Source organism: Acanthopleuribacter pedis (assembly GCF_017377855.1).
In the GTDB taxonomy this organism is placed as follows: Bacteria; Acidobacteriota; Holophagae; order Acanthopleuribacterales; family Acanthopleuribacteraceae; genus Acanthopleuribacter; species Acanthopleuribacter pedis.
On record NZ_JAFREP010000008.1, the window covers coordinates 369,685 to 389,854 of the forward strand.

The 20,170-nt window shown below is 55.3% G+C and carries 18 protein-coding genes; 2 read left to right on the top strand and 16 right to left on the bottom strand.

The window, feature by feature from the left end; all coding sequences use genetic code 11:
* Positions 1-47: 47 nt before the first annotated feature.
* The 9 genes from murA to J3U88_RS12130 form a co-directional block, all read right to left on the bottom strand.
* Positions 48-1,346 (bottom strand): UDP-N-acetylglucosamine 1-carboxyvinyltransferase, encoded by a 1,299-nt coding sequence (gene murA, locus J3U88_RS12090; protein WP_207859017.1) that lies wholly within the window; start codon positions 1,344-1,346, stop codon positions 48-50.
* A gap of 236 nt (positions 1,347-1,582) precedes the next feature.
* Complete coding sequence (locus J3U88_RS12095) at positions 1,583-2,449, bottom strand: N5-glutamine methyltransferase family protein (protein ID WP_207859018.1); 867 nt, start codon at positions 2,447-2,449, stop codon at positions 1,583-1,585.
* A gap of 1 nt (position 2,450) precedes the next feature.
* Positions 2,451-3,551 (bottom strand): peptide chain release factor 1, encoded by a 1,101-nt coding sequence (gene prfA, locus J3U88_RS12100; RefSeq protein ID WP_341535181.1) that lies wholly within the window; start codon positions 3,549-3,551, stop codon positions 2,451-2,453.
* Positions 3,552-3,671: 120 nt separating this feature from the next.
* A complete protein-coding gene (locus J3U88_RS12105; RefSeq protein ID WP_207859019.1) occupies positions 3,672-4,244 on the bottom strand; it encodes a type II secretion system protein GspG in 573 nt (190 codons plus the stop codon).
* A 130-nt stretch (positions 4,245-4,374) separates the two neighbouring features.
* Positions 4,375-6,162 (bottom strand): excinuclease ABC subunit UvrC, encoded by a 1,788-nt coding sequence (gene uvrC, locus J3U88_RS12110; RefSeq protein ID WP_207859020.1) that lies wholly within the window; start codon positions 6,160-6,162, stop codon positions 4,375-4,377.
* A gap of 60 nt (positions 6,163-6,222) precedes the next feature.
* Positions 6,223-8,040, bottom strand: a complete 1,818-nt coding sequence (locus tag J3U88_RS12115) for a tetratricopeptide repeat protein (protein WP_207859021.1) — start codon at positions 8,038-8,040, stop codon at positions 6,223-6,225.
* On the bottom strand, positions 8,037-9,281 hold the full coding sequence (gene ispG, locus J3U88_RS12120) for a (E)-4-hydroxy-3-methylbut-2-enyl-diphosphate synthase (protein ID WP_279382523.1): 1,245 nt from the start codon (positions 9,279-9,281) through the stop codon (positions 8,037-8,039). Before ispG ends, J3U88_RS12115 begins: the two co-directional genes overlap by 4 nt.
* A gap of 53 nt (positions 9,282-9,334) precedes the next feature.
* A complete protein-coding gene (locus J3U88_RS12125; RefSeq protein ID WP_207859023.1) occupies positions 9,335-9,724 on the bottom strand; it encodes a hypothetical protein in 390 nt (129 codons plus the stop codon).
* Between the two features lie 77 nt (positions 9,725-9,801).
* The gene (locus J3U88_RS12130) at positions 9,802-10,635 is read right to left on the bottom strand and encodes a flagellin N-terminal helical domain-containing protein (RefSeq protein WP_207859024.1); all 834 of its coding nucleotides are present in this window, start codon (positions 10,633-10,635) and stop codon (positions 9,802-9,804) included.
* A 213-nt stretch (positions 10,636-10,848) separates the two neighbouring features.
* Here J3U88_RS12130 and J3U88_RS12135 point away from each other — a divergent pair, with 213 nt between their 5' ends.
* Both J3U88_RS12135 and J3U88_RS12140 read left to right on the top strand, forming a co-directional pair.
* Positions 10,849-11,475, top strand: coding sequence for a DUF8042 domain-containing protein (locus tag J3U88_RS12135; RefSeq protein ID WP_207859025.1), 627 nt, complete (start codon positions 10,849-10,851; stop codon positions 11,473-11,475).
* A gap of 21 nt (positions 11,476-11,496) precedes the next feature.
* On the top strand, positions 11,497-12,486 hold the full coding sequence (locus J3U88_RS12140) for a GNAT family N-acetyltransferase (RefSeq protein ID WP_207859026.1): 990 nt from the start codon (positions 11,497-11,499) through the stop codon (positions 12,484-12,486).
* Positions 12,487-12,519: 33 nt separating this feature from the next.
* On the opposite strand, the gene J3U88_RS12145 is transcribed toward J3U88_RS12140, so the two are convergent.
* The 7 genes from J3U88_RS12145 to J3U88_RS12175 are packed head-to-tail and all read right to left on the bottom strand — an operon-like array spanning position 12,520 to position 19,468.
* Complete coding sequence (locus J3U88_RS12145) at positions 12,520-13,569, bottom strand: FAD:protein FMN transferase (protein WP_207859027.1); 1,050 nt, start codon at positions 13,567-13,569, stop codon at positions 12,520-12,522.
* Position 13,570: 1 nt separating this feature from the next.
* A complete protein-coding gene (nqrF, locus tag J3U88_RS12150; protein WP_207859028.1) occupies positions 13,571-14,794 on the bottom strand; it encodes an NADH:ubiquinone reductase (Na(+)-transporting) subunit F in 1,224 nt (407 codons plus the stop codon).
* 9 nt (positions 14,795-14,803) lie between these two features.
* Complete coding sequence (gene nqrE / locus J3U88_RS12155) at positions 14,804-15,412, bottom strand: NADH:ubiquinone reductase (Na(+)-transporting) subunit E (RefSeq protein ID WP_207859029.1); 609 nt, start codon at positions 15,410-15,412, stop codon at positions 14,804-14,806.
* 12 nt (positions 15,413-15,424) lie between these two features.
* Positions 15,425-16,090, bottom strand: a complete 666-nt coding sequence (locus J3U88_RS12160; RefSeq protein WP_243435892.1) for an NADH:ubiquinone reductase (Na(+)-transporting) subunit D — start codon at positions 16,088-16,090, stop codon at positions 15,425-15,427.
* Between the two features lie 13 nt (positions 16,091-16,103).
* Entirely contained in the window at positions 16,104-16,934 is an 831-nt protein-coding gene (nqrC, locus tag J3U88_RS12165) for an NADH:ubiquinone reductase (Na(+)-transporting) subunit C (RefSeq protein WP_207859030.1), read from the bottom strand.
* Positions 16,924-18,114 (bottom strand): NADH:ubiquinone reductase (Na(+)-transporting) subunit B, encoded by a 1,191-nt coding sequence (locus J3U88_RS12170; RefSeq protein ID WP_207859031.1) that lies wholly within the window; start codon positions 18,112-18,114, stop codon positions 16,924-16,926. Before J3U88_RS12170 ends, nqrC begins: the two co-directional genes overlap by 11 nt.
* 4 nt (positions 18,115-18,118) lie before the next feature.
* The gene (locus J3U88_RS12175) at positions 18,119-19,468 is read right to left on the bottom strand and encodes a Na(+)-translocating NADH-quinone reductase subunit A (RefSeq protein ID WP_207859032.1); all 1,350 of its coding nucleotides are present in this window, start codon (positions 19,466-19,468) and stop codon (positions 18,119-18,121) included.
* Between the last annotated feature and the right edge of the window lie 702 nt (positions 19,469-20,170).

Here is a 20,170-nt window from a genome sequence, read left to right on the forward strand (position 1 = left end):
GAAATGCCCTCGTGGTTCTTGTGAAGCGTTTGCGGAAGAAATGCGGGTTAGATATTGCTGAGTTCTTGAACCACTTGTTGGATTTGGTCGGTGCCGTTTTTGACGCGGCGAATTTTGGCGCCCAGGTTGCGCAACTTGCCTTCCAAGTCGTAATAACCGCGATCTAGGTGGTAAATGCGGTCGATGGTGGTTTCTTCCGCGGCGATCAGGCCCGCGATGACCAGGGATGCGCTGGCGCGTAGATCGGTGGCCATGACTTGGGCGCCCGACAAAGAGGCGGGGCCGATGGTGAGCGCGCGGTTGCCGTCGATGACAATATCGGCGCCCATGCGTTTCAGCTCGGGAACGTGGTTAAAGCGGTTCTCGAAAATGTTTTCCGTCACGATGGAGGTGCCCTCGGCTTGGGTCATGGTTGCAATGAACTGGGCCTGCATGTCGGTGGGAAAACCGGGATGGGGTTCGGTGGCAACGTTAACGGAACGCAGACCCTCGTGGGGATAAACCTCAATGCGGTCCTCGTGGATGTCCATCGGCAAGCCGGCGCGTTGCATGGCGTCGAGGAAAGCGCCCAAATATTGGGGGGCCGTGTTGGTAATTGAGACGCGCCCGCGGGTAATGGCGGCGGCGCAGACGTAAGTACCGGTTTCGATACGGTCGGGAATAATGCGGTGATCGCAGCCGTGGAGGCTGTCGACCCCTTCGATGACAATGCGGCTCGTTCCCGCGCCTTGGATATCGGCGCCCATGGCAATCAACATGTTGGCCAAATCAACGACCTCGGGTTCTTGTGCCGCGTTGTCGAGGATGGTGGTGCCCTCGGCGAGGGTGGCCGCCATCATCATGTTTTCGGTCCCGGTTACCGTCACCTTTTCAAAATCGATATGGGCGCCCTTGAGGCGTTCGGCCTGGGCGTCGATATAGCCGTGCTCCAGTTTGATTTTCGCGCCCATTTTTTCCAGCGCCTTTAAGTGGAGATCCACCGGCCGCGCGCCGATGGCGCAACCGCCCGGCAAACTGACCTGGGCGCGGCCCAAGCGGGCCAGCAAGGGGCCCAGTACCAAAATGGAGGCCCGCATGGTTTTGACCAATTGGTACGGGGCGATGTGTGAATTGATTTTGGCGCCTTTGATAGCGACACCGTCTTCGTTGTCATTGATTTCGAGACCCAGTTCGCGAATGAGGTCGCACATCGTGTAAATGTCGCGTACCCAGGGCAAGTTGGTGAGGGAGACCGCGCCCGCGGTAAGAATGGAGGCGGCAAGGCAAGGGAGTGAGGCGTTTTTGGCGCCGCTAATACGAACTTCTCCCTCAAGAGGGCCGTTACCAATGAGAACGAGTTTATCCATGCGTCGAATCCTTAAAAAACATCATTAAAAAGGGTTGCGGTTTGGGAAAGTGAAGTGGGGGAGTCGCCTTCCCCCGGCTTCTTACAGCCGCATCCCCGACGGTTTGTATCTTCGGGCGGCAACATGAAAACAATATGAAGTCCTCATGAACCGCGAATTTTTCACACAAATCCGTCCAAAAAAAGCCGGCGCTCGGGGGCCGCAATGAGCCCCGGCCGGCGTGCTTATCCCTGTTGCTAGCGGGTCAAGGCCTTGTTTGCTTGGGAATAAATCCAAAGGAAACGGTAGACCCCGCTCGGATCAGGCCCCCAATTGTAATCGCCGCGGTCAAATTTTTCTTCAAGAAATGTTCCCAAACGGTGTTGATGCTCGTGGGATAACTCAAAGGCGGCATAACCCTCGGGAGTTAAAAAATCGTTTAAGCGGTTTAGAATCAATTTGATATGCGCACGGCCGCGGTCTTCGCTGTACAGCGCCACGTGGGGCTCATATTCTGCAACACCGGGTTGGAGCCAGTCGGTGGGATCCACATAAGGGGGGTTGGCGGTGATGCAATCGAAGCGTTCGCCCTCGTTCAGGCAATCCCACAGGTCGCCCTGACGAATGGTGACGCGGTCGGCGACACCCAAAAGTTCAGCATTCTCGCCGGCCAAATCCAGCGCGTCTTGGCTGATGTCGGTGAGGACCACATGGCTGTCGGGAAAAGCCGCCGCCAAACTCAAGCCGATGTTGCCGGAGCCACAGCACAAATCCAACAGACGCGCGGGTGGCTTGTCCCCGTGTTTTTTGATGATTGCATCGACCAGCCACTCCGTCTCAACACGGGGGATCAGCGCGCGTTCGTCGCATTTAAAGGTCCACCGGTGAAACGGCATACTGCCGAGCAAGTAGGCCCAGGGGCGCCCTTCCAAAGCCTCGTCCAAGGCTTTGCTCAGTTTGGCCAGCAGTTCCGGGCCGGGTTCCCATTCGGGGGCCGTGGCCAAATAAGAAGAACTTTTACCACTCAGATTGGCGGCCAATTCGCGGATGTGGCGGATGGTGCGGGCGCGGTCTTCCTCGGGAAAACGCGTCATTTCTTTTTGTAGGAAGGTTTGCCAGTTCATTTTAGTCTTGCTCTCCGAACGCTTCGTTAATACGACGTGCTTCAAAATTGGTGCGGCAGGCTTCGATCATTTCCTTCATGCCGCCGTTCATAAAGTCGTCCAATTGGTACAAGGTCACTTTGATTCGGTGATCCGTGACCCGACCTTGGGGGAAATTGTAGGTGCGGATTTTTTCGGAACGGTCGCCGCTGCCGACCATGTTCTTGCGGTCCGCCGCGATTTGTTCCTGTTGTTCGCGCAGCTTGAGGTCGTAGAGGTGGGCCCGCAGTGCCTTTAACGCCTTTTCTTTGTTTTTAATTTGGGAACGTTCATCCTGACATTGGACGACCACCCCGGTGGGAAGGTGCGTGAGGCGTACCGCCGAGTCGGTCGTGTTGACGTGCTGACCGCCCGCGCCCGAACTGCGGTAGGTATCGACTTTCAAATCGGTTTCTTTGACTTCAATGCCGACGTCCTCCGCCTCCGCCAGAATGGCGACCGTGATCGCCGAGGTATGCACGCGACCCTGGGATTCGGTTTTGGGGACCCGTTGCACGCGGTGGGTACCGCTCTCGTATTTAAGCTGGGAGAACACATCGGTGCCTTCCACCACGGCCGAAACTTCCTTGAACCCGCCGATACCGGACTCATTGACGCTGGAAACGGTCATTTTCCAGCCGTTGGCCTCGGAAAAACGTTGGTAGGCGCGGAACATTTCGGCCGCGAACAGGCCCGCCTCGTCGCCGCCCGTGCCCGCGCGGATCTCCAAAATGACGTTTTTTCCGTCCAGCGGATCCTTGGGCAGGAGCAACCGTTGTAGGTCGAAAAACGCCTTCTCAACCGCTTCTTTGGTTTCGGGTAAGGCCTCGCGCGCCATTTCCAACAATTCGGGATCTTCATTTTTTCCCGCCAACAAGGACTCGTATTCGGTCAAATCGTCGTTGGCCGAATGGTATTCCTTGTGGGCCGCGATGATGGGTTCCAACTCGCGGTACTGCTTGGCCAAGCCGTTGTAGCGTTTGGTGTCCGCGATCACCGAGGGGTCGGCCATCTGTTCCTCGACGTTGCGAAATTGGTGAACGATGGATTCCAGTTGTTTGAGAACAGTTTCTTTAATACTCACGGCTTAATCCTTCAGAAAAACTTGCGGCCCATGATGAACCTTCATTGATGCGGGAACGAAAAAACCTCGCGAACAGCCCGAGGGGGCCGCGCGAGGTTTTTGGGAATATGAAATGGCCGGCTAATCTTGAGGGAAAAGCGTTTCGATTTCTTTGTTGTCTTTGTAGAAAAGGTCCAGATCTTGACCGGTCCCACCCGGCAACCCGTCTTTGCCGAAACTGGCCAAGACATAACCGTCGGGCGCGCGGCGCGGGATACGGTTGGAGCTGTAGGTGGGTTTGTAATAAATGGGGTTGCCCCAGGGATCGACCCACTCGGGATTCACAACGGAGGGGAGTTTTTTCATGTCTTCGGTAGTGATCGGATAAGACAAAAACCGCACGCGGTAGTTATCCAGGGCGCGGTGGATGCGCGAAAACTTGGAACGAATTTCCTGGCGGTCGTTATCCAAAACCAGTCGTTCCAACCCTCGGTAATCGTCGATCATTTTTTCGGAGCGTGGGCCGTATTCGGTTTCACCGTAATCAATCTGAATACGTTGCATAATTTCAATAGCTTGCGCAAACTGGCGGCGTTCCGCGTACAGTTCCGCGCGATCATAAAGCTGCTTGGCTTTTTCCGCCTTTTCGTCTTTACAAGCGGCCAGCCCGCCGATCACGAGCAGTGCGAAACAGATTTGTATCAGGTACTTCATTGGACACACCCTCTCGATTTATCCCAATAAATGTGGCCATTATAACCCTTTCCGCCACGCATATGCCGCGCGTTTTTGTGAAAGCGTTGTTTTTGCAACGGTTTTCCCGTCTGGCCGCGGTGAATGCGGGTTAACGCAAATGCTCGCGAATCGTTTGGGCGATGCGTGGCCCGACGATTTGCGCCAACTGGGCCTGGTCCGCATCGCGAATGCGTCGCACGCTGCCGAAGTGGTGCAGCAACTTTTTGATGCGGGTTGGTCCCAAACCGGGAATTTCCTCCAGCTCGGAGTGAATCATCGCCTTGGCCCGTTTGCTCCGGTGGAACGTAATGCCGAAGCGGTGGGCCTCGTTGCGGATGTGCTGCATGAGGCGCAAGGCCGGTTCGTGGTGCGGAATCGCCACCGGTTCGTTGGTGTGGGTGCGGTAGATTAGTTCCTCGCGTTTGGCCAAACCGATTAAGGGATGATCCCCCAAGCCGAGGCCTTGCAAGACCTCGTGGGCCGCGTGTAGTTGACCCAAACCGCCGTCGACAATGATCAAATCCGGCAAATCCTTGCCCTCGCTGAGCAGGCGGCGGTAACGGCGTCCGACCACCTCCGCCATCGACGCGAAATCGTTGGGACCTTCTACCGTTTTGATGTTGAACTTGCGGTAGTTCTTCTTGTCCGGGCGTCCGTCGAAAAACGACACCATCGAAGCCACGGAATGGGTGCCCTGCGTGTTGCTGATATCAAAACACTCCATGCGTTTCGGCAGTTGCGACAATGCGAGGGCGTCGGCCAGCTGCACCACGCCGGGATGTTCTTCTTTCTCAGCCGCTTGTAGTTCCAAGTTGGCGCGTAAGGTTTCCTCGGTCATGGTGAGCAGGCGTTTTTTGGTGCCGCGTTGGGGGACTGTCACCTGAATCGCGCGTTTCTCCGCCGCCGCCAGGGCCGCGCCCAAAACCGCCAAGCCCTCGTCTTTTTCCACCACGATCTCGTCTGGTGGATCCTCGTGGTTGAGGTAATAGTGCGTGAGCCATTTGGCCACATCGCCCACCGCCTCGTCTTCCAGGTCTACCTTAAACTGGGCGCTGCGCACCACCGCGCCGCCGCGAATGACCGTGATCAAAATCGCCACTTCCCAACCTTCAACGCGCGCGATCACCACATCCAAGCGCGAATAACTGAGGTTGGCAACCTGTTGGTTGAGTTGCACGCGGGTGACCAGCCCGAGCAGGTCGCGGAAGTATGCGGCGCGTTCGTATTCGAACGCGGCCGCCGCGGTTTTCATCTGCGACGAAATTTCGACCACCAAATCGTCGCGTTTGCCTTGCAGGAACAAACGCGCGCGGTCGATGCCGTGCAGGTAGGTTGCTTCGTCCACCAAAAAGGCACAGGGCGCATCGCAGCGTTTGATGTGGTACTGCAGACAGGGTCGGTATTCTTTTTCGCCCAGCTTCAAGTCACAGTTGCGCACCTTAAAATGTTGGTGCATCAGCTTAATCGCCTGCCGTGCCGCCTTGGCGTTGGGAAAGGGCCCGTACAAATCGTCTTTCTTCCGGCGCCGCCGCGTGAAGGTCACGCGCGGAAAGGGTTCTTTGGTAATGCGGATATAGGGATAGGTTTTGTCGTCGCGCAACAACACATTGAAATGGGGTTTGTTGTTTTTGATCAGGCTGTTTTCCAGCAACAGCGCTTCCGATTCGGTTTGGGTGATGACGATTTCGAGATGATCGATTTTGGCGATCATGCGTTCGATGCGCGGTGATTTCAGGCTTTTTTGGAAATAGCTGCGCACCCGTGCACGCAAATTCCGCGCTTTGCCCACGTACAACAGCTTGCGTTTCTTATCCGAAAACAGGTAGACACCCGGCGCCGTCGGCAGCTCGTTTAATTGCTTGCGCAGATGTTCCGCGATCTCTTTAATGGTCGCCACCCTTACTGTCTGTTGGAAAAATCGAGGGGGTTGCCGGCATCCTCGGCTACGCTCCTCAATCTAGTCTTCGCGACCGTCGATTTCAAAGCTAAATTCGGGGAACACAAAATCCTCAATCGGGTTGCTGGCCGGTCGCAATTTGACCGTGCGTTCAAAGACCTTAAAGGCTTCTTCTTGAAGATTCAGCGCCAGGAGGATCATGCCGTAGTGGTACAGGTGTTTGATGGTTTCCTGCATCGACAAGGCGTTTTCCAGCAATTCCAACGCTTCTTCCAGGCGGCCTTGTTTAAAAAAGACCCAGCCCAGGGCGTCCAGGGCGTTGTGGCGAAACTCGGGCGGGCTCATTTGCAAGGCTTCCTTCGCCAACTCTTCCGCGGCCTTGAGATCTTGACCCAGGTCCGCCTTGGTCAACGCCAAGCCGTAGCTGGCAATGGTGTGGCCGTAGCCGCTGGGGAAAACTTGCGCCATTTCCGTGAGCGAGGCGATGGCCTCGTCGTAGCGGGCCAGCGCGCGGAAGGATTCCATTTCCAAGGTGTAAGCCATGCAACGTGCCGTGTCCGGTAAGTCCATGGACATCGCTTTTTGGATGACCTTCAGCGTTTCCTCATACCGTTTCAAGCTAAAGGTGACAATCGCGTGGCTCAGGCGCAAGGGGTAACTTTCCGGGAACTGTTTTACCAACTGGCGGTAGTGGGGTAGCGCCTGTTTGAGTTTGCCCTTGCCGACCAACTCTTCCGCGAACTCAAGCCGCTGTAAATCGTCGCCGGCGATTTCCGTTTCGCCGTCCATCTCGGTCTGGTTTTCCAGAACCGGATCCTCGGAAACACCCAGCCGGTTGGGGTTGAGTTCCATGGCGCGCGCGAAACAGGTGCGTGCCTTGCGCGTCCAGCCGCGTTCCAGGTACACCATGCCCAGCGTGAATACCGCTTCCTCGTGTTCCGGGTCCAGCTCCGTTGCTTGGGTGAGATGGTCGATGGCGTCTTTGAGTTTGTTCTGCTTTTTGGCGATAATGCCGAGCAAGTAGTAAGTCTGGGCTTGGGGATCTTGGCGCGCCGATTGGACCAGCAGTGGTTTTGCCGCGAGCCATTCGCCCTCGGCCACATGCAGCGCCCCCAAGCTGAGCATGGCGCGCGGATGGTTGGGGTTGACTTCCAAGCATTCCGATAAATAGCGGCGTGCCGCGTCGGTTTCACCTTCATCGAAATGGTGTAGGCCCAACAACAGCAGGGAACCCGCGTGGTCCGGCTTGGCCGCGAGGGCCAATTCCAAAAATTCTTTGGCTTCTTCGCTTTTGCCCAACTGGTGTTCGTCCTCGGCCAGATAAAAAGCCAGCTCGTAGTTGGCTTCGTCCAGTTTCAGCGCCTTGACCAAAATCTCCGTACTGTCCGAAAAGCGGTCCGAATAAATATGTAACTCGGCTTCTTCGATCAATTTGATAAAAGTCGCGCGATGCTGGGCTTCGCCCCGGAACAAAGCAATGAAACGGTTTTTCATGTGGGAGAAGCGTTCGCGGTGGCGGGCTTCTTCCATTTGCTCGGCGAGGGTGACTTCCCAGCGTTGGTACAACAGGTCTTCCCGCAACAGCTTGGATTCTTTTAGTGTATCGACCAAGGCCGTGACCCCGGCACGGGTGACGAAGGCGTTGCGTTCGAACATGTCTTGGGCTTCATCCAGCCGAGCGACCTGTTCTTGTAATTGGTTGGTCAGCTCTTCCAGGTGCGAAATGCGTTCGAGGAAGTGATCTTCCATGGAAAGGCGTGGTACTTCCGGTTCTTCCCAGCGCTGCCCGCCGCCGACCAACAACAGCTTGTTGCCGCACTTTTTGCAAAATTGGGTGCCTGGCTCGTTCGGGGTGGTGCAATGTTGGCAATAAATCAAGGGGTAGCTGCCTTTCGCGCCGGCTCTTCCCAGCGTCCGTCTTCTTTAATCAGGGCGATCAACTTGGTGACACCTTCATTCTCGGGTACGTTCTTGAGAACTTCCTCGCGACCGCGGTAAATCGCGACGCGGCCCAAACCCTTCCCAACGTAACCGTAATCAGCGTCGGCCATTTCGCCGGGTCCGTTGACAATACAACCCATGATGGCGATGTCGAGGCCTTTGAGGTGTTCCGTGGCGGCGCGCACCTTGGGCACCACCTCGGTTAGATTGAACTTGGTACGACCGCAGGAGGGACAGGCGATGAATTCGACCTTGGTTTTGCGCAAACCCAGTGACTGCAAAATGTCGTAACACACCGGGATCTCTTCAATCGGGTCCTCGGCGAGTGAAACGCGGATTGTGTCGCCGATGCCTTCCGCCAACAAGGTAGCGATGCCCGCGGTGGATTTCACCCGTGCGTATTGGCCGTCGCCCGCCTCGGTCACGCCGAGGTGCAGGGGATAGGCGTTGAGGCGGTCGGCCCAACGCCGTGCAATCAGGCGGTTTGCTTCCAACATGACCGGAACGCGCGAAGCCTTGAGAGAGACGATGATGTCGTAATAAGCCTCGTCCTCGCAAATATCGATAAACTCAAGCGCGCTTTCGACCATACCCGCGGGGGTATCGCCGTGGATGAACAGCATCCGTTCGCTCAGTGAGCCGTGATTGACGCCGATGCGCATCGCCGTTTGGTTGGTTTTGCAGGCTTCAATTACCTTGACCATTTGTTCGCGGATCTTGTCTTGTTCCTCGCGAATCTCGGCGTCGCTGTATTCTTCGCCCGGGTTGCGTCGTTTAAAAACAAACAAGCCGGGGTTAATGCGGATCTTGTCGACGTAGCGCGACACTTCCTGCGCGATTTTGTAACCGTTGTGGTGAATATCCGCGACCAGGGGGATATGGCTTTTGCCAACCTTGGCCAACCCCTCGCGAATCGCGCCTAAATGGTGGGCGTCCTTGAGGTTGGGTGTTGTGACGCGGACAATTTCGCAACCGGCGTCGTGTAATTTCAGGATCTCGTCGATGCAACCCTTCACGTTGGCCGTGTCTTCGACAATCATCGATTGGACCGCAATCGGTTGGTTTCCGCCGATGGTTACGCCGCCGACGGCGACCTCGCGCGTTAAGATCCGTTTCATCATCCTGCTCTCCCGGTGCGTGTTGTGCCCGTTTTTGAGGCACGCCTTACTATAAAACAGAACCGCGGTACAACCAACGGCTAGAAAAGCAGGGAGGGTGGAGGTTTTGGTTCTTATGCGGTGAGGCTGAGGTGGAAACCGGAAAGTTCGAAAACGCCGCGTTCCAGTTCCAGCATGTCTTGGGCGGCGAAGCGGCGAACCAGTTGTTGGTCGGCTTGTTGCTTCATATCGATGAGCGGACTTTGTTGGGCACCGCCCGCTTCAAAATATAGCGCCGTGTTGTAGGGAGCCAGGCGGGCGTTGAGACGCGCTACCAAATCTTCGGCGTGGGAGAACCCGCCGTTTGTCGTCGCCCGTGACGGGGTTGTTTTGGTCGCTGCCGGGTTGGGTGTGGTTCGTTCCGTCGCCCCGGTTGTCGCGGTACCTGCCGGTTTACGGGTTTTGCGCATGCGCGGCATTTGGGCGGGGGGTGGATAGCGATGGTATGTCGGCGTACCTAGCATGATTGTTTCCTTGTCGTTGTGTTCCGGTCCGCTTGGGTCTCGGCGCGAGATGACTCGCGCTCCCTCGGCTTGGGTGCTTAACCCAGCAACTGAAGTACCGATTCCGCCTTGAGGTTGGCTTGGGCCAAAACCGAGACATTGGATTGGTTCAAGATCTGGTACTTGGTGAGTTGTACCGTTTCGTCCGCGATATCCGCATCGCGAATGGCGCCTTCTTGACCTTGCATGTTAACCAAACGTTGTTCCAGGTAATCCATGTTGTCCATGATGCGAATGGCCGCTGTTCCCAGGCGTCCCCGTTGGCGGTTGACCTGTTCAATGGCGATGTTGACTTGTTCCAAAACCGCGCTCGCCGTTGCTTCCGTGGTTAAATCGGTGGTTGCCAAACCGAGCGAGGACAGGGAGATGGACGAGGTTGAGACCTGCATGCTTTCGGTGGCGTCCAGCACGTCGGGGGTCAGGTTGACCGTGATCGCCGAGCCGCTGGAACCAAAAACCGTAACGTTGCTAAAACGAACCTCGTCGTTAATTTGCGTAATGTCCTCCAGCAGGGATTGGTATTCCGCATCCAGGGCGATTTTGCCGTTGCTGTTGTCCAGGCCGCTTGTGTCCGAGGCCGCCTGGGTCGCCAATTCCGCGATGCGTGTCAATACATTATTCATCTCTTCAAGGTGGCCCTCGGCGACCTGTAGGAAACTGACACTTTCAAAGTGGCCGCGCTGCAACTCGCGGTAGGCCTTGATGTCGGAACGCAATTGGCTGGAGATTTGGAAGTCGAGCGTATCGTCCGAGGATTGGGTCAGCCGTTCACCACTGGACAAGCGGTCAAATGCTTGTTGGAGCCCGTTCTCCGAATGTTTTAACTGGGTTAACGCCTGACTTTGACCAAAATACTGAGCAATCGCCACCATGAGAGAACCTCCTGTTCTGTGCCGCGGGTTAATCACATCCTGCGCCGCGGCATCCGTCAGTCGGCTTAAAGCAATGGGCGTGCCGGAAAACGGTTTTTGCAAGTGGCTTTTTTTGTTGGGTTTAGCCTCGTGGCTAGCTATTCAGAGTGGTTTGTGCCATGATTTTGTTAACTTTTGCCCGGAAATAATTACCCGGTACCCAGGAGCCGCGTGATGCTAACCCTTCAGGTTTTCGGTGGTGACCAACATCAAATGGATGTCACGGAAGAAAACACCTTGCTCGATGTGTTGATGCACGCCCAAGCCCACGTTTGGGGTGAATCACAGCGTTTAACCAAAATCGAAATAGACGGCGAAGTCTTGGAGACCCTGGACGAGGCCGCCTTGATTGCGATTCCCGCTCGGGACCAAACCGTGACCGTGTGGCTCGAGAAAAACGAGATGACCCAGGACATCGGCCAACTTATTGAAGAAGCCGCCGCTTATTTAAACCGGTTGGAAAGCGGTTTTGCCGAGCTTGCCGAGTTGTTTCGGGGTCAGGGTACCAAACAGCAGTTTCAAATGATGACCGACGCCATGGTCGGCCTCACCACCATTCTTGAATTGGTTCAAACGCTTTTCTCCAATGAAGGCGTGCCCGATGAACTGGTCGAGGCGTTTAAAGCGTTTCTCGGTGAACTCAATGAGAAATCGCTTGAACTGACCGAGGCGCAAGAGAGTGAAGATTTAACCCTGATCGCCGATATTCTTGAGTATGAGTTTGTGGATGTGATTCAGCTGCTCAAGCAACACCTGGAACACGTCACACCTTACATAAAACAAACGACCCCGGACCCTTGATCCCTTTTCCACGCGAGCCATATGAACCGAGAACAGGTCCTCTCCTTTTCCGCCCTCCGGGAGCATATTGACGATTTTGACCAGGCGGTCTTAAAGACGGCCGGTATCGACTTTTTCTGCTCTTCCGCGGCCTGGATTCTTCCGGCGGTCCAAGCTTTTTACCCGGAATCGCGCGCGCGCATCCTCCGCATTGACGATCACTTTCTGGCCCTGGTGCAACGCGAGGTACCCGGGGTCGGCAGCGCCTTACTGCCCCTGGAATCCAGTTGGTGTTTGGCCGCACCCTTGGTTGGCCCGGATTCGCAACTTTTGGCCGATGTGTTTTACCAGACCGTGCGGCATTTGGGTGGCCAGTGGCGACTTGCCTTTCTCAGCGGGCTCCAAAATGAACAGCCTGTTTGGCAAAAGTTGGTAACCCGGCTCCATCATCGGTTTGCCCTGTTCCGCGGCTCCCAAAGTGTGCGTCGGGTCGCCTCGCTTGAGGGCGGGGTCGACGGTTTTCTGGCGCGTCGTACGTCTAAGTTCCGCAAGAACCTGCGTCGCAACCAACGAACTTGTCGCGCCGAGCAGTTGCGTTTCGAGGTGATCCACGGTGCCCTGGCGCCGGAACAAGCACGCGAATACCTCAACACCTTTATGCAGGTTGAGGCGCTCAGTTGGAAAGGGTTATCCGAACAAGGCGTTAATCAGGGTGAAATGTATGTCTTCTATCGCGAGATGGTTGCCATGCTCGGGCCGCGGGATCGCTTCCGGGCGGTTACCGCCCATCTCGACGGTAAGCTGGTGGGTTTTCTCTTCGGTGGCTTACTCGGGCCTCATTTTCGTGGGCTTCAATTTAGTTTTGATGATCGCTACCGCGCGCTTGGCATCGGCAACGCTTTGCAAATGAAAATGATCGAGCATTTGTGTGGTGAGGGAACCCTGACCTATGACCTCGGTGCCGATATGGCCTACAAGCAGCGCTGGGGTGAAATTGCTTTTACAACCGACGCCATGGTGATTCGATCCTGACGGCGGGGAGGCCCGCCGTCCAGATGGTGCATTTTAAGGGTTGAGGATTTCGAACCAGCGCGATGCATTGTTACTCTGGAACAACCGGTAGCCTTCGCTTTCGTCGTAAACCGCGATCAAGCAGGCGACGCCTTCCATGCTTTCGCACACCGCAATGGCTTCCTCCGGCGACAACACCATAAATGCCGTGGCCAAACCGTCCGCCTGCATGCAGGTTGGTGCGATCACCGAAACCGAGGCGATATGGCGCTCAACCGGGTAGCCCTTGGCCGGGTCGATGATATGCGTGTAGGTTTTGCCCTCGTGTTCAAAGTAGTTGCGGTAATCGCCCGAGGTCGCCAAGGCCGCGCCTTGGAGGCTGCTAATCGCGATCGGTTGATTCGGGTCTTGAAGCACCGGGTTCTCGACCGCCAAGCGCCATGCTTGGTTGCGCGCGTTGTTGCCTTCGGCGTATATCTCTCCGCCCACCTCGACCATAAACCGCGCGAGGTTTTTTTCGCGCAGCATCTGGGCGACCGCGTCCACGCCGTAGCCTTTGGCTATGGCGCTGAGGTTTAGGGTTAAATCGGGCAAGGTTTTGCGCAGTTGTCCGTTTTCCAAAACCAAGTGCTGGAAACCAAAACGGGCTTGGGCCGCTTGGATCGCCTCGGGCTCGGGGAAACCCCGGCGATCTTTGACGCCGAAACCCCAGAGTTCAATCAGAGGGGCCAGGGTTGGATCAAATCGCCCGTTTGTCTGTTGGGCGATATCCAGCGCTGCTTGAACAACAACCGCCGTTTCCGCCGAAAGCGTGATCGCCGCGTCGGGGTGGAGCCGGTTGAATCGCGAAACTTCACTCGATTCTTTCCAGTGAGACATCAAGTGGTCGACGCGGTCCAGCGTCTTCTGAATCTCACTCGAGAGGTCCTTGTGGGCGGAAGGGTTATCGGTAATCACCTTAACCGAATAGAAGGTACCCATTGTTTGACCGTTGAAGTGCAGCACCTCGGTTTGACGGCCACAATGGGACAGCAGAAACACAAGCGGCAACAAAAAAAGCACCAACCGAGGTTGGTGCTTTTGCCGCGAATTGGGTGGATTCATTTTAGAATTCATCGTACGCGATCATTTCCTTTTCTACGCCAAGGTCGAACAACATTTTGTTGACCGAGGAGATCATCATGGGTGGACCACAGAGGTAGTACTCAATCTCGGTGGGATCCGGGTGATCTTTCAGGTAGTTGTCATAAACAACTTGGTGAATGAAACCGGTGTAACCATCCCAGTTGTCTTCAGGTTTGGGGTCGGACAGGCCCACGTTGTAGGAGAAGTTGTCCCATTTGTCGACGATGCTTTTGAAGTCGTCGTCGTAGAACATTTCACGCTTGGAGCGGGCGCCGTACCAGAAGCTAACCTTGCGCTTGGTGTCTCTGGTGTGAAACAGGTCGAAGATGTGGCTCCGCATCGGGGCCATACCGGCACCACCACCGATGTACACCATTTCGCGATCCGTGTCCTTGGCGAAGAACTCACCGTAAGGACCACTGACCACGACCTTGTCGCCGGGTTTGAGGTTGAAGATGTAAGAAGAAGCAATACCTGGCGGAATGTCGTCGCGGCCCGGGGGTGGTGACGCAATCCGCACGTTCAACATAACCATGTTGCCCTCGGCGGGGTGGTTGGCCATGGAGTAAGCGCGGAAGCAGTCTTCCGGGTTGTTGGCGATGTAGCGCCACATGTTGTACTTGTCCCAATCCTCGTGGTACTCGTCTTGGATGGCAAAGTCTTTGTATTTCAGGTTGTTGTAAGCGGGAATGTCGATTTGGATGTAACCGCCGGCTTCGAAATCCAGTTCTTTACCGTCGTCCAAATCAAGCACGAATTCCTTGATGAAGGTCGCGACGTTGTCGTTCGAACGTACCGTGGCGTTGAACTTCTGAATCGAGAACACTTCTTCTGGAACATGGATCTTCATGTCCTGTTTAACTTTCACCTGACAGGCCAAGCGCCATTGCTCCTTGGCTTCTTTACGGGTGATGTGGGTGAGTTCGGTCGGCAGGATGTCGCCGCCGCCCTCAAGTACCTGACATTTGCACATGGCGCAGGTTCCGCCGCCGCCGCAAGCGGAGGGCAGAAAAACCTTGGCGTTGCTGAGCGCGCCCAGCAAGGTGCCGCCGGGTGAAACCGTCGGGCTTTTTTCAGCATCGCCGTTAATCAGAATTTGGACTTCCCCTTGGGGCAGCAACTTCTTTTCGGCGATGTTCAAGATGGTGACCAACGTGAGGATCACAATCGAGAAGACGATTACACTAAGAAATACGATTTCCACGATTTCCTCCTAGATGTTGATCCCGATAAAGCTCATGAACCCAATGGCCATCAGCCCCGTAATGATCATGGTGATGCCCAAGCCGCGCAGACCCGGGGGAAGACTGGAGTATTGAAGTTTGGTACGGATGGCGGCCATACCGACGATGGCGAGGAGCCAGCCGATACCAGACGTCAAACCGAAGACAGTGCTCTCTACGAAACCGTAACCCTTGGTATTCATGAAAAGGGAGGTACCCAAAATGGCACAGTTAACCGCGATCAAGGGCAGGAAGATGCCCAATGCGTTGTAGAGGGTGGGTGAGAATTTGTCGAGGATCATTTCGACCAACTGCACCATCGCCGCGATGATGGCGATGTAGCAGATCAACTGCAAGAAGCTGAGGTCGATGGTGGGCATGCCCAACCACGCCAAGGCGCCGTCTTTGAGCATGAACTCGGTGATGATCCAGTTAACCGGGGTGGTTACGACCAGTACGAACATAACCGCGAAGCCGAGACCCACCGCCGTTTCAATCTTTTTTGAACAAGCCAGGAAAGAACACATGCCGAGGAAGTTGGCCAGCAAGATGTTCTCGATGAAGATGGCTTTGGTAGCAATGCTAAATAACTCTTCCATGTTCGGCCTACCTTAATCTTCGTAATGCTTCGAGGTTTCGCGTTGGATCCAAATGATGAAACCAAGCAGGATGAAGGCGCCCGGGGGCGTGATCATCAAACCCATGTCGACGTAACCCATTTCGTACAAAGCTTGGGGCACCACTTGGATGCCGAACACTTTGCCGCTACCGAGCAATTCGCGACCGAAGCCGACCATCAGCAGGATGACGCTGTAGCCGAGCGAGTTGCCCAAACCATCCAAGAAGGAGGGCCAGGGTTTGTTGGCCATGGCAAACGCCTCGGCGCGACCCATGACGATGCAGTTCGTGATGATCAAGGAGACGAATACAGAAAGTTCTTTACTCATGCCGTAGGCAAAGGCCTTCAGGGTTTGGTCAACCAAGATAACCAGGGATGAAATAACCGACAACATGACGATGATGCGTATTTTGCCGGGGATGAAGTTACGCATCAGGCTGATGATGACGTTGGAACCCGTCAAAACCGCCGTCAAGGCAACACACATAACCGCCGTCGGCTGCAAGCTGGTTGTTACCGCCAACGCTGAGCAAATCCCCAAAACCTGAAGGGTGATGGGGTTGTTGTCCCAGAGGGGATCTTTGACAATTTGTCGCTCTTTTTTACCGAACAATTCGGTTTTTTTGACTGGGGCCGCTGTGGCCTCCGCAACACTCATGACCGCTCCTCTCTTAGTTTCTCAGCGTCTTGAAGTACGGCTCGTACTTCTGCAGATCGGCGTACAAGAATTGGTTGATGCCTTTGGTGGTCAGCGTGGCACCGCTGATGCCGTCAACCCAGTGGTCGTGTTTGGATTCGGGAACCGAATCGGCAACCTTACCCTTGGCGATGGTGATGGACACCAATTCGCCCGCGTTGCCCAGGATGTGCTTGCCGACGTAGTTCTGTTTGAACCAATCTTCGGTAATGCGCGCGCCCAGGCCGGGCGTTTCGGCGTGCTCGTAGAAGCTGATCCCTTTGACCGTGTTCAGGTCCAACTCGAGGGCGATGTAACCTTTGATGATGTCCCACAGGCCGTTGCCTTGGATGGGCACAACATAGGCTTCAATGGTGCCGCCGGGTTGGTACACGTACAGGGCTTTGTAGCCGGGATCGTATTCTTCCAGCTTCTTGTCCGCTTTGCGGGCCAGCAACTTAACCTTACGGTTGAAAAGGTTCATCATGGAGGCCGCGTTTTCTTTCGCCAACGCTTCCTCGGTGTAACCCAGGCCCAACAGTTCTTTTTTCATGAAGGCGGTGTCGGCTTCGTTGTTGTCCTTGTCCAAGACTTTTACTTCAAAGTCGGACTCGAACTTCGACAGCACCTCGGCCGGTTTCAATTCGGCGATCTGGTCGGGCGTGTAGCCGACCGCGCTGAACAAGTTTTGAACAATGTCCAAGCGGACGTTGTCGGCCTGCATCGGTTTGAGCACCGTGTAGGCGAGTGAAAGGCCGATGCTGCAAACGAGACAGAGGCCCATGGCGAATGCGTAGGTGTAACCCGCTCCTTTTTTAGCTGACACGGCTCAATCTCCTTTTTACGTTGCCTTGCACCACGTAGTGATCGATCACCGGGGCGAAGATGTTCATGAACAAAATGGCGAGCATGGCGCCTTCGGGATATGCCGGGTTCCACACGCGAATCAACACGGTCAGAACACCGATCAAGATGCCGTAAATCCATTTGCCCATTTCGGTGCGCGCGGCACTGACCGGGTCGGTTGCCATGAACACGGCGCCGAATAACAGACCACCCGCGAGGATGTGATCGGTTGGGGAGAGCGTCAAGATGCCCGGCAAACTTTCGCTTGCGATCAAGTTCAAGCCAAATGCGGTGACTGCCGCGCCCAGGAGAACGGCCGCCATGATTTTCCAACTGCCGACCCCGAGTAATATAAGCAGGGCCGCGCCGACCAGGATCCAGAGCGCCGATGTTTCACCGATGCTGCCGGGGACCAGACCGAAAAAGAGGCTGGCGGTATCGAAGCTGCTATAGCTGAAGCTTTTGAGTGCTTCGCCGGCGTCAGCACCGGGCACCGTGCCCGCGGCAACGGAAAGCGCCGTGGCGCCGCTGAAGCCGTCGACCACTTTGTCGGGGTTGGTCAGGATCCACACTTTGTCACCGGAGATTTGAACCGGGTAAGAGAAGTACAGCAACGCCCGCGCCGTCAGCGCCGGGTTGAGCACGTTCATTCCGGTACCCCCAAAGATTTCCTTACCGACGACGACGCCGAAGGAAATACCCATGGCGACCTGCCACAGGGGGATGGAGGGCGGGAGGGTGAGCGGGAACAGCAAGCCGGTAACCAAGAAACCTTCGTTGATTTCGTGGCCGCGGGTGACCGCGAACAGAACTTCCCAGATGCCGCCGACCGCGTAGCTGGTGATGATGATCGGCAAGATGGTGATCATGCCGTTGATGAACATCTGGATGTCGGTGATGGTTTCACCCGCCGCTTTGGCTTCTTGGAAACCCACGTTGTAGGCACCGAACAACACACAGGGCAGCATGGCGACCACAACCGTGATCATCAAACGCTTGGAATCCAGGGCGTCACGCACGTGCACCGTGGTGTCGGTGACGTTGCGGGGTGTAAATAGGAAACTTTCTTTGGCTTCGTAAAGGGGGTAAAACTTTTCGAGCTTGCCGCCCTTCATGAAGTGGTGTTCGTGCTTGTGAAGAAGATCTTTTAAGAATTGCACTTGTTTAACCTTCCTTTTCCATCAGCTCAAGGCCCTCGGCAATGATGCGGCTAACCTCGGTTTTGGAGGGGCACACATAGGTCGCGAGACCGAAGTCTTCGGGGTCGCATTCCAAAATACCGAGCTGTTCCATTTGCTCGATATCGTTGGCCAGGGTGGCCTTGACGAGAAATTCGGCGTGGATGTCAAGCGCGACCACCGAGTCGTAGTTGCCGGAAACGACAATCGCACGTCGGCCGCCGTTGATGTTGGTGTTCAGGTTGTATTTGCCGGGTAAAAAGCCGGAAACAAATGCCCGCGTGAAGCTGGGCAACGAGAAGCCGGGGTTCATCCAACCTAGGAAGTGTTGTTCGCGACCCTCGGGGAGAACCGTGGCAAGCGTGTCGTAAAAACCGATTGGGCGTTCCGCCGCGCGTTGGTTGCCGGACAACATGTCACCGCTGATGAAGCGGTTTTCGCCGCCCGCGAGACGACCCTCGGTCAAGTCTGCAAGCTTGGCACCGACTTGGGTGCGTACGTAACCGGTTTTGGTCAGGCCGTTGCCCGCAAGCGCAACCGTCCGTTCGATGGGGTAACGACCGCTGGTCAAGAAGCGACCGATCATCACCAAATTCGCGGCGTCGATGACCCAAACCGTTTCCCCTTTGTTGAGCGGATCGATGTGGGTGATGTGGGTGCCCACCAGACCGGCGGGGTGTTTCCCCGTGAAGCGGTGTTGCTGCACGCCCTGGACGCCGCGGAACAGTTCGGCTTTGCCGTCGTTGCCGTCGGTGACCACGTGAACCTTGTCGCACAATACTTTGAGCGCTTCCACGCCTGCTTCAAAATCGGCCTTGTTATCGGCCAAGAAGTAGGATGGTTGGGGCGCGAGTGGGGCCGTCGCCATACAGTTGACGAAAATGCCCTTCGGCTGGACGTTGTAGTCGGCGATTTTGTTGTACGGTCGTCGACGCAGGTAGGGCCAAACACCACCGGCGAGCAACTTTTGGATCAGCGTCTCGCGCGTGACTTTGGAAATTTGGGCCGGTGTGTGTTTCTCGAAGATCTCGTGTTCATAGGTGTCATTGGTGGCAATGATGATCTCTTCGATGACCCGACGTGGGCCGTAGTTGATTGCGGTGACACGACCGCCGGCTGGGGAAAGAAAAACGAGTTCGGGGTTTTTCTTATCAAAAAAAAGTGGCGAACCGACTTTGACTTCGTCGTTGACCGCCACGGCTAATTTGGGTTTCAGTCCGCGGAAATCATTGGGGCAAACACCTACGAATGGTGGGTGTTTTGCATCAGTGATTTCTTCGGCCGCCTCTCCCTTGGCCGGGACGGTGTATCCCTTCGAAATTTTGAAATCGCCCATAGGGGGTATTCTCCTAAAAGCTTAAAAGTGGCTGCCCAAACAAAACCAGACTGGAGGCAACCGAATTGCTAAAAAGAACACTGAAAAAACGCATTGGTGGGGTTGTGTTCTTGCGAAAAGACATGGCTACGCCACGTCAAACGGGCTTATTAAACCATAAAAAAAATGAGTTCAAAAGCGAATTCAGCCCTGCGGTATATAGGGTTTCGGGTTGAACCTGTTCATTTTTTTGCGCTTGGCTGTCGGGATCCCGTCACCTTTCTGTTCGGTGTTTGTCCAGGTTGTTGTTTTTGGCGACCGGGTGGCGGCCTTTTTACCGCTTACCGGTACGAGTAATAAATTAATGTATAGGGGATGGCCGGGGCGACCGGGGGCGAGGCTCGGTTCTTTCTATATATGGGTAACCATGGGGGGAATTGGGGGGCAAGGGGCGTGTGAAAAGTCGAGCAAAAGCTAAGATGTTTTATACGAGCTGTTTGAGAGAAATGTGAGAAAAAGTTCAAAAAAGGGTTTGACAGTTTGGAGGAGAGTCCCTAGAATCTGCATCTTGTCGGCGGCACACAACGCCGAGTTGGTTGAAAGTTGAAAATGGAAGAGAAACACGTCATTACCGACACGAGGTTGGTAATGAACCTAGTCAGTTTCGTTTGTTCTTGAAACAAACAACAGGCATCAACATGAGAGTTTGATCCTGGCTCAGAA

Excerpts from the sequence above, each read along its gene's own strand:
- murA (WP_207859017.1), bottom strand. The coding sequence starts at position 1,346 with ATGGATAAACTCGTTCTCATTGGTAACGGCCCTCTTGAGGGAGAAGTT.
- J3U88_RS12095 (WP_207859018.1), bottom strand. The coding sequence starts at position 2,449 with ATGAACTGGCAAACCTTCCTACAAAAAGAAATGACGCGTTTTCCCGAG.
- J3U88_RS12105 (WP_207859019.1), bottom strand. The coding sequence starts at position 4,244 with ATGAAGTACCTGATACAAATCTGTTTCGCACTGCTCGTGATCGGCGGG.
- J3U88_RS12125 (WP_207859023.1), bottom strand. The coding sequence starts at position 9,724 with ATGCTAGGTACGCCGACATACCATCGCTATCCACCCCCCGCCCAAATG.
- J3U88_RS12130 (WP_207859024.1), bottom strand. The coding sequence starts at position 10,635 with ATGGTGGCGATTGCTCAGTATTTTGGTCAAAGTCAGGCGTTAACCCAG.
- J3U88_RS12135 (WP_207859025.1), top strand. The coding sequence starts at position 10,849 with ATGCTAACCCTTCAGGTTTTCGGTGGTGACCAACATCAAATGGATGTC.
- J3U88_RS12140 (WP_207859026.1), top strand. The coding sequence starts at position 11,497 with ATGAACCGAGAACAGGTCCTCTCCTTTTCCGCCCTCCGGGAGCATATT.
- J3U88_RS12145 (WP_207859027.1), bottom strand. The coding sequence starts at position 13,569 with ATGAATCCACCCAATTCGCGGCAAAAGCACCAACCTCGGTTGGTGCTT.
- nqrE (WP_207859029.1), bottom strand. The coding sequence starts at position 15,412 with ATGGAAGAGTTATTTAGCATTGCTACCAAAGCCATCTTCATCGAGAAC.
- J3U88_RS12160 (WP_243435892.1), bottom strand. The coding sequence starts at position 16,090 with ATGAGTGTTGCGGAGGCCACAGCGGCCCCAGTCAAAAAAACCGAATTG.
- J3U88_RS12175 (WP_207859032.1), bottom strand. The coding sequence starts at position 19,468 with ATGGGCGATTTCAAAATTTCGAAGGGATACACCGTCCCGGCCAAGGGA.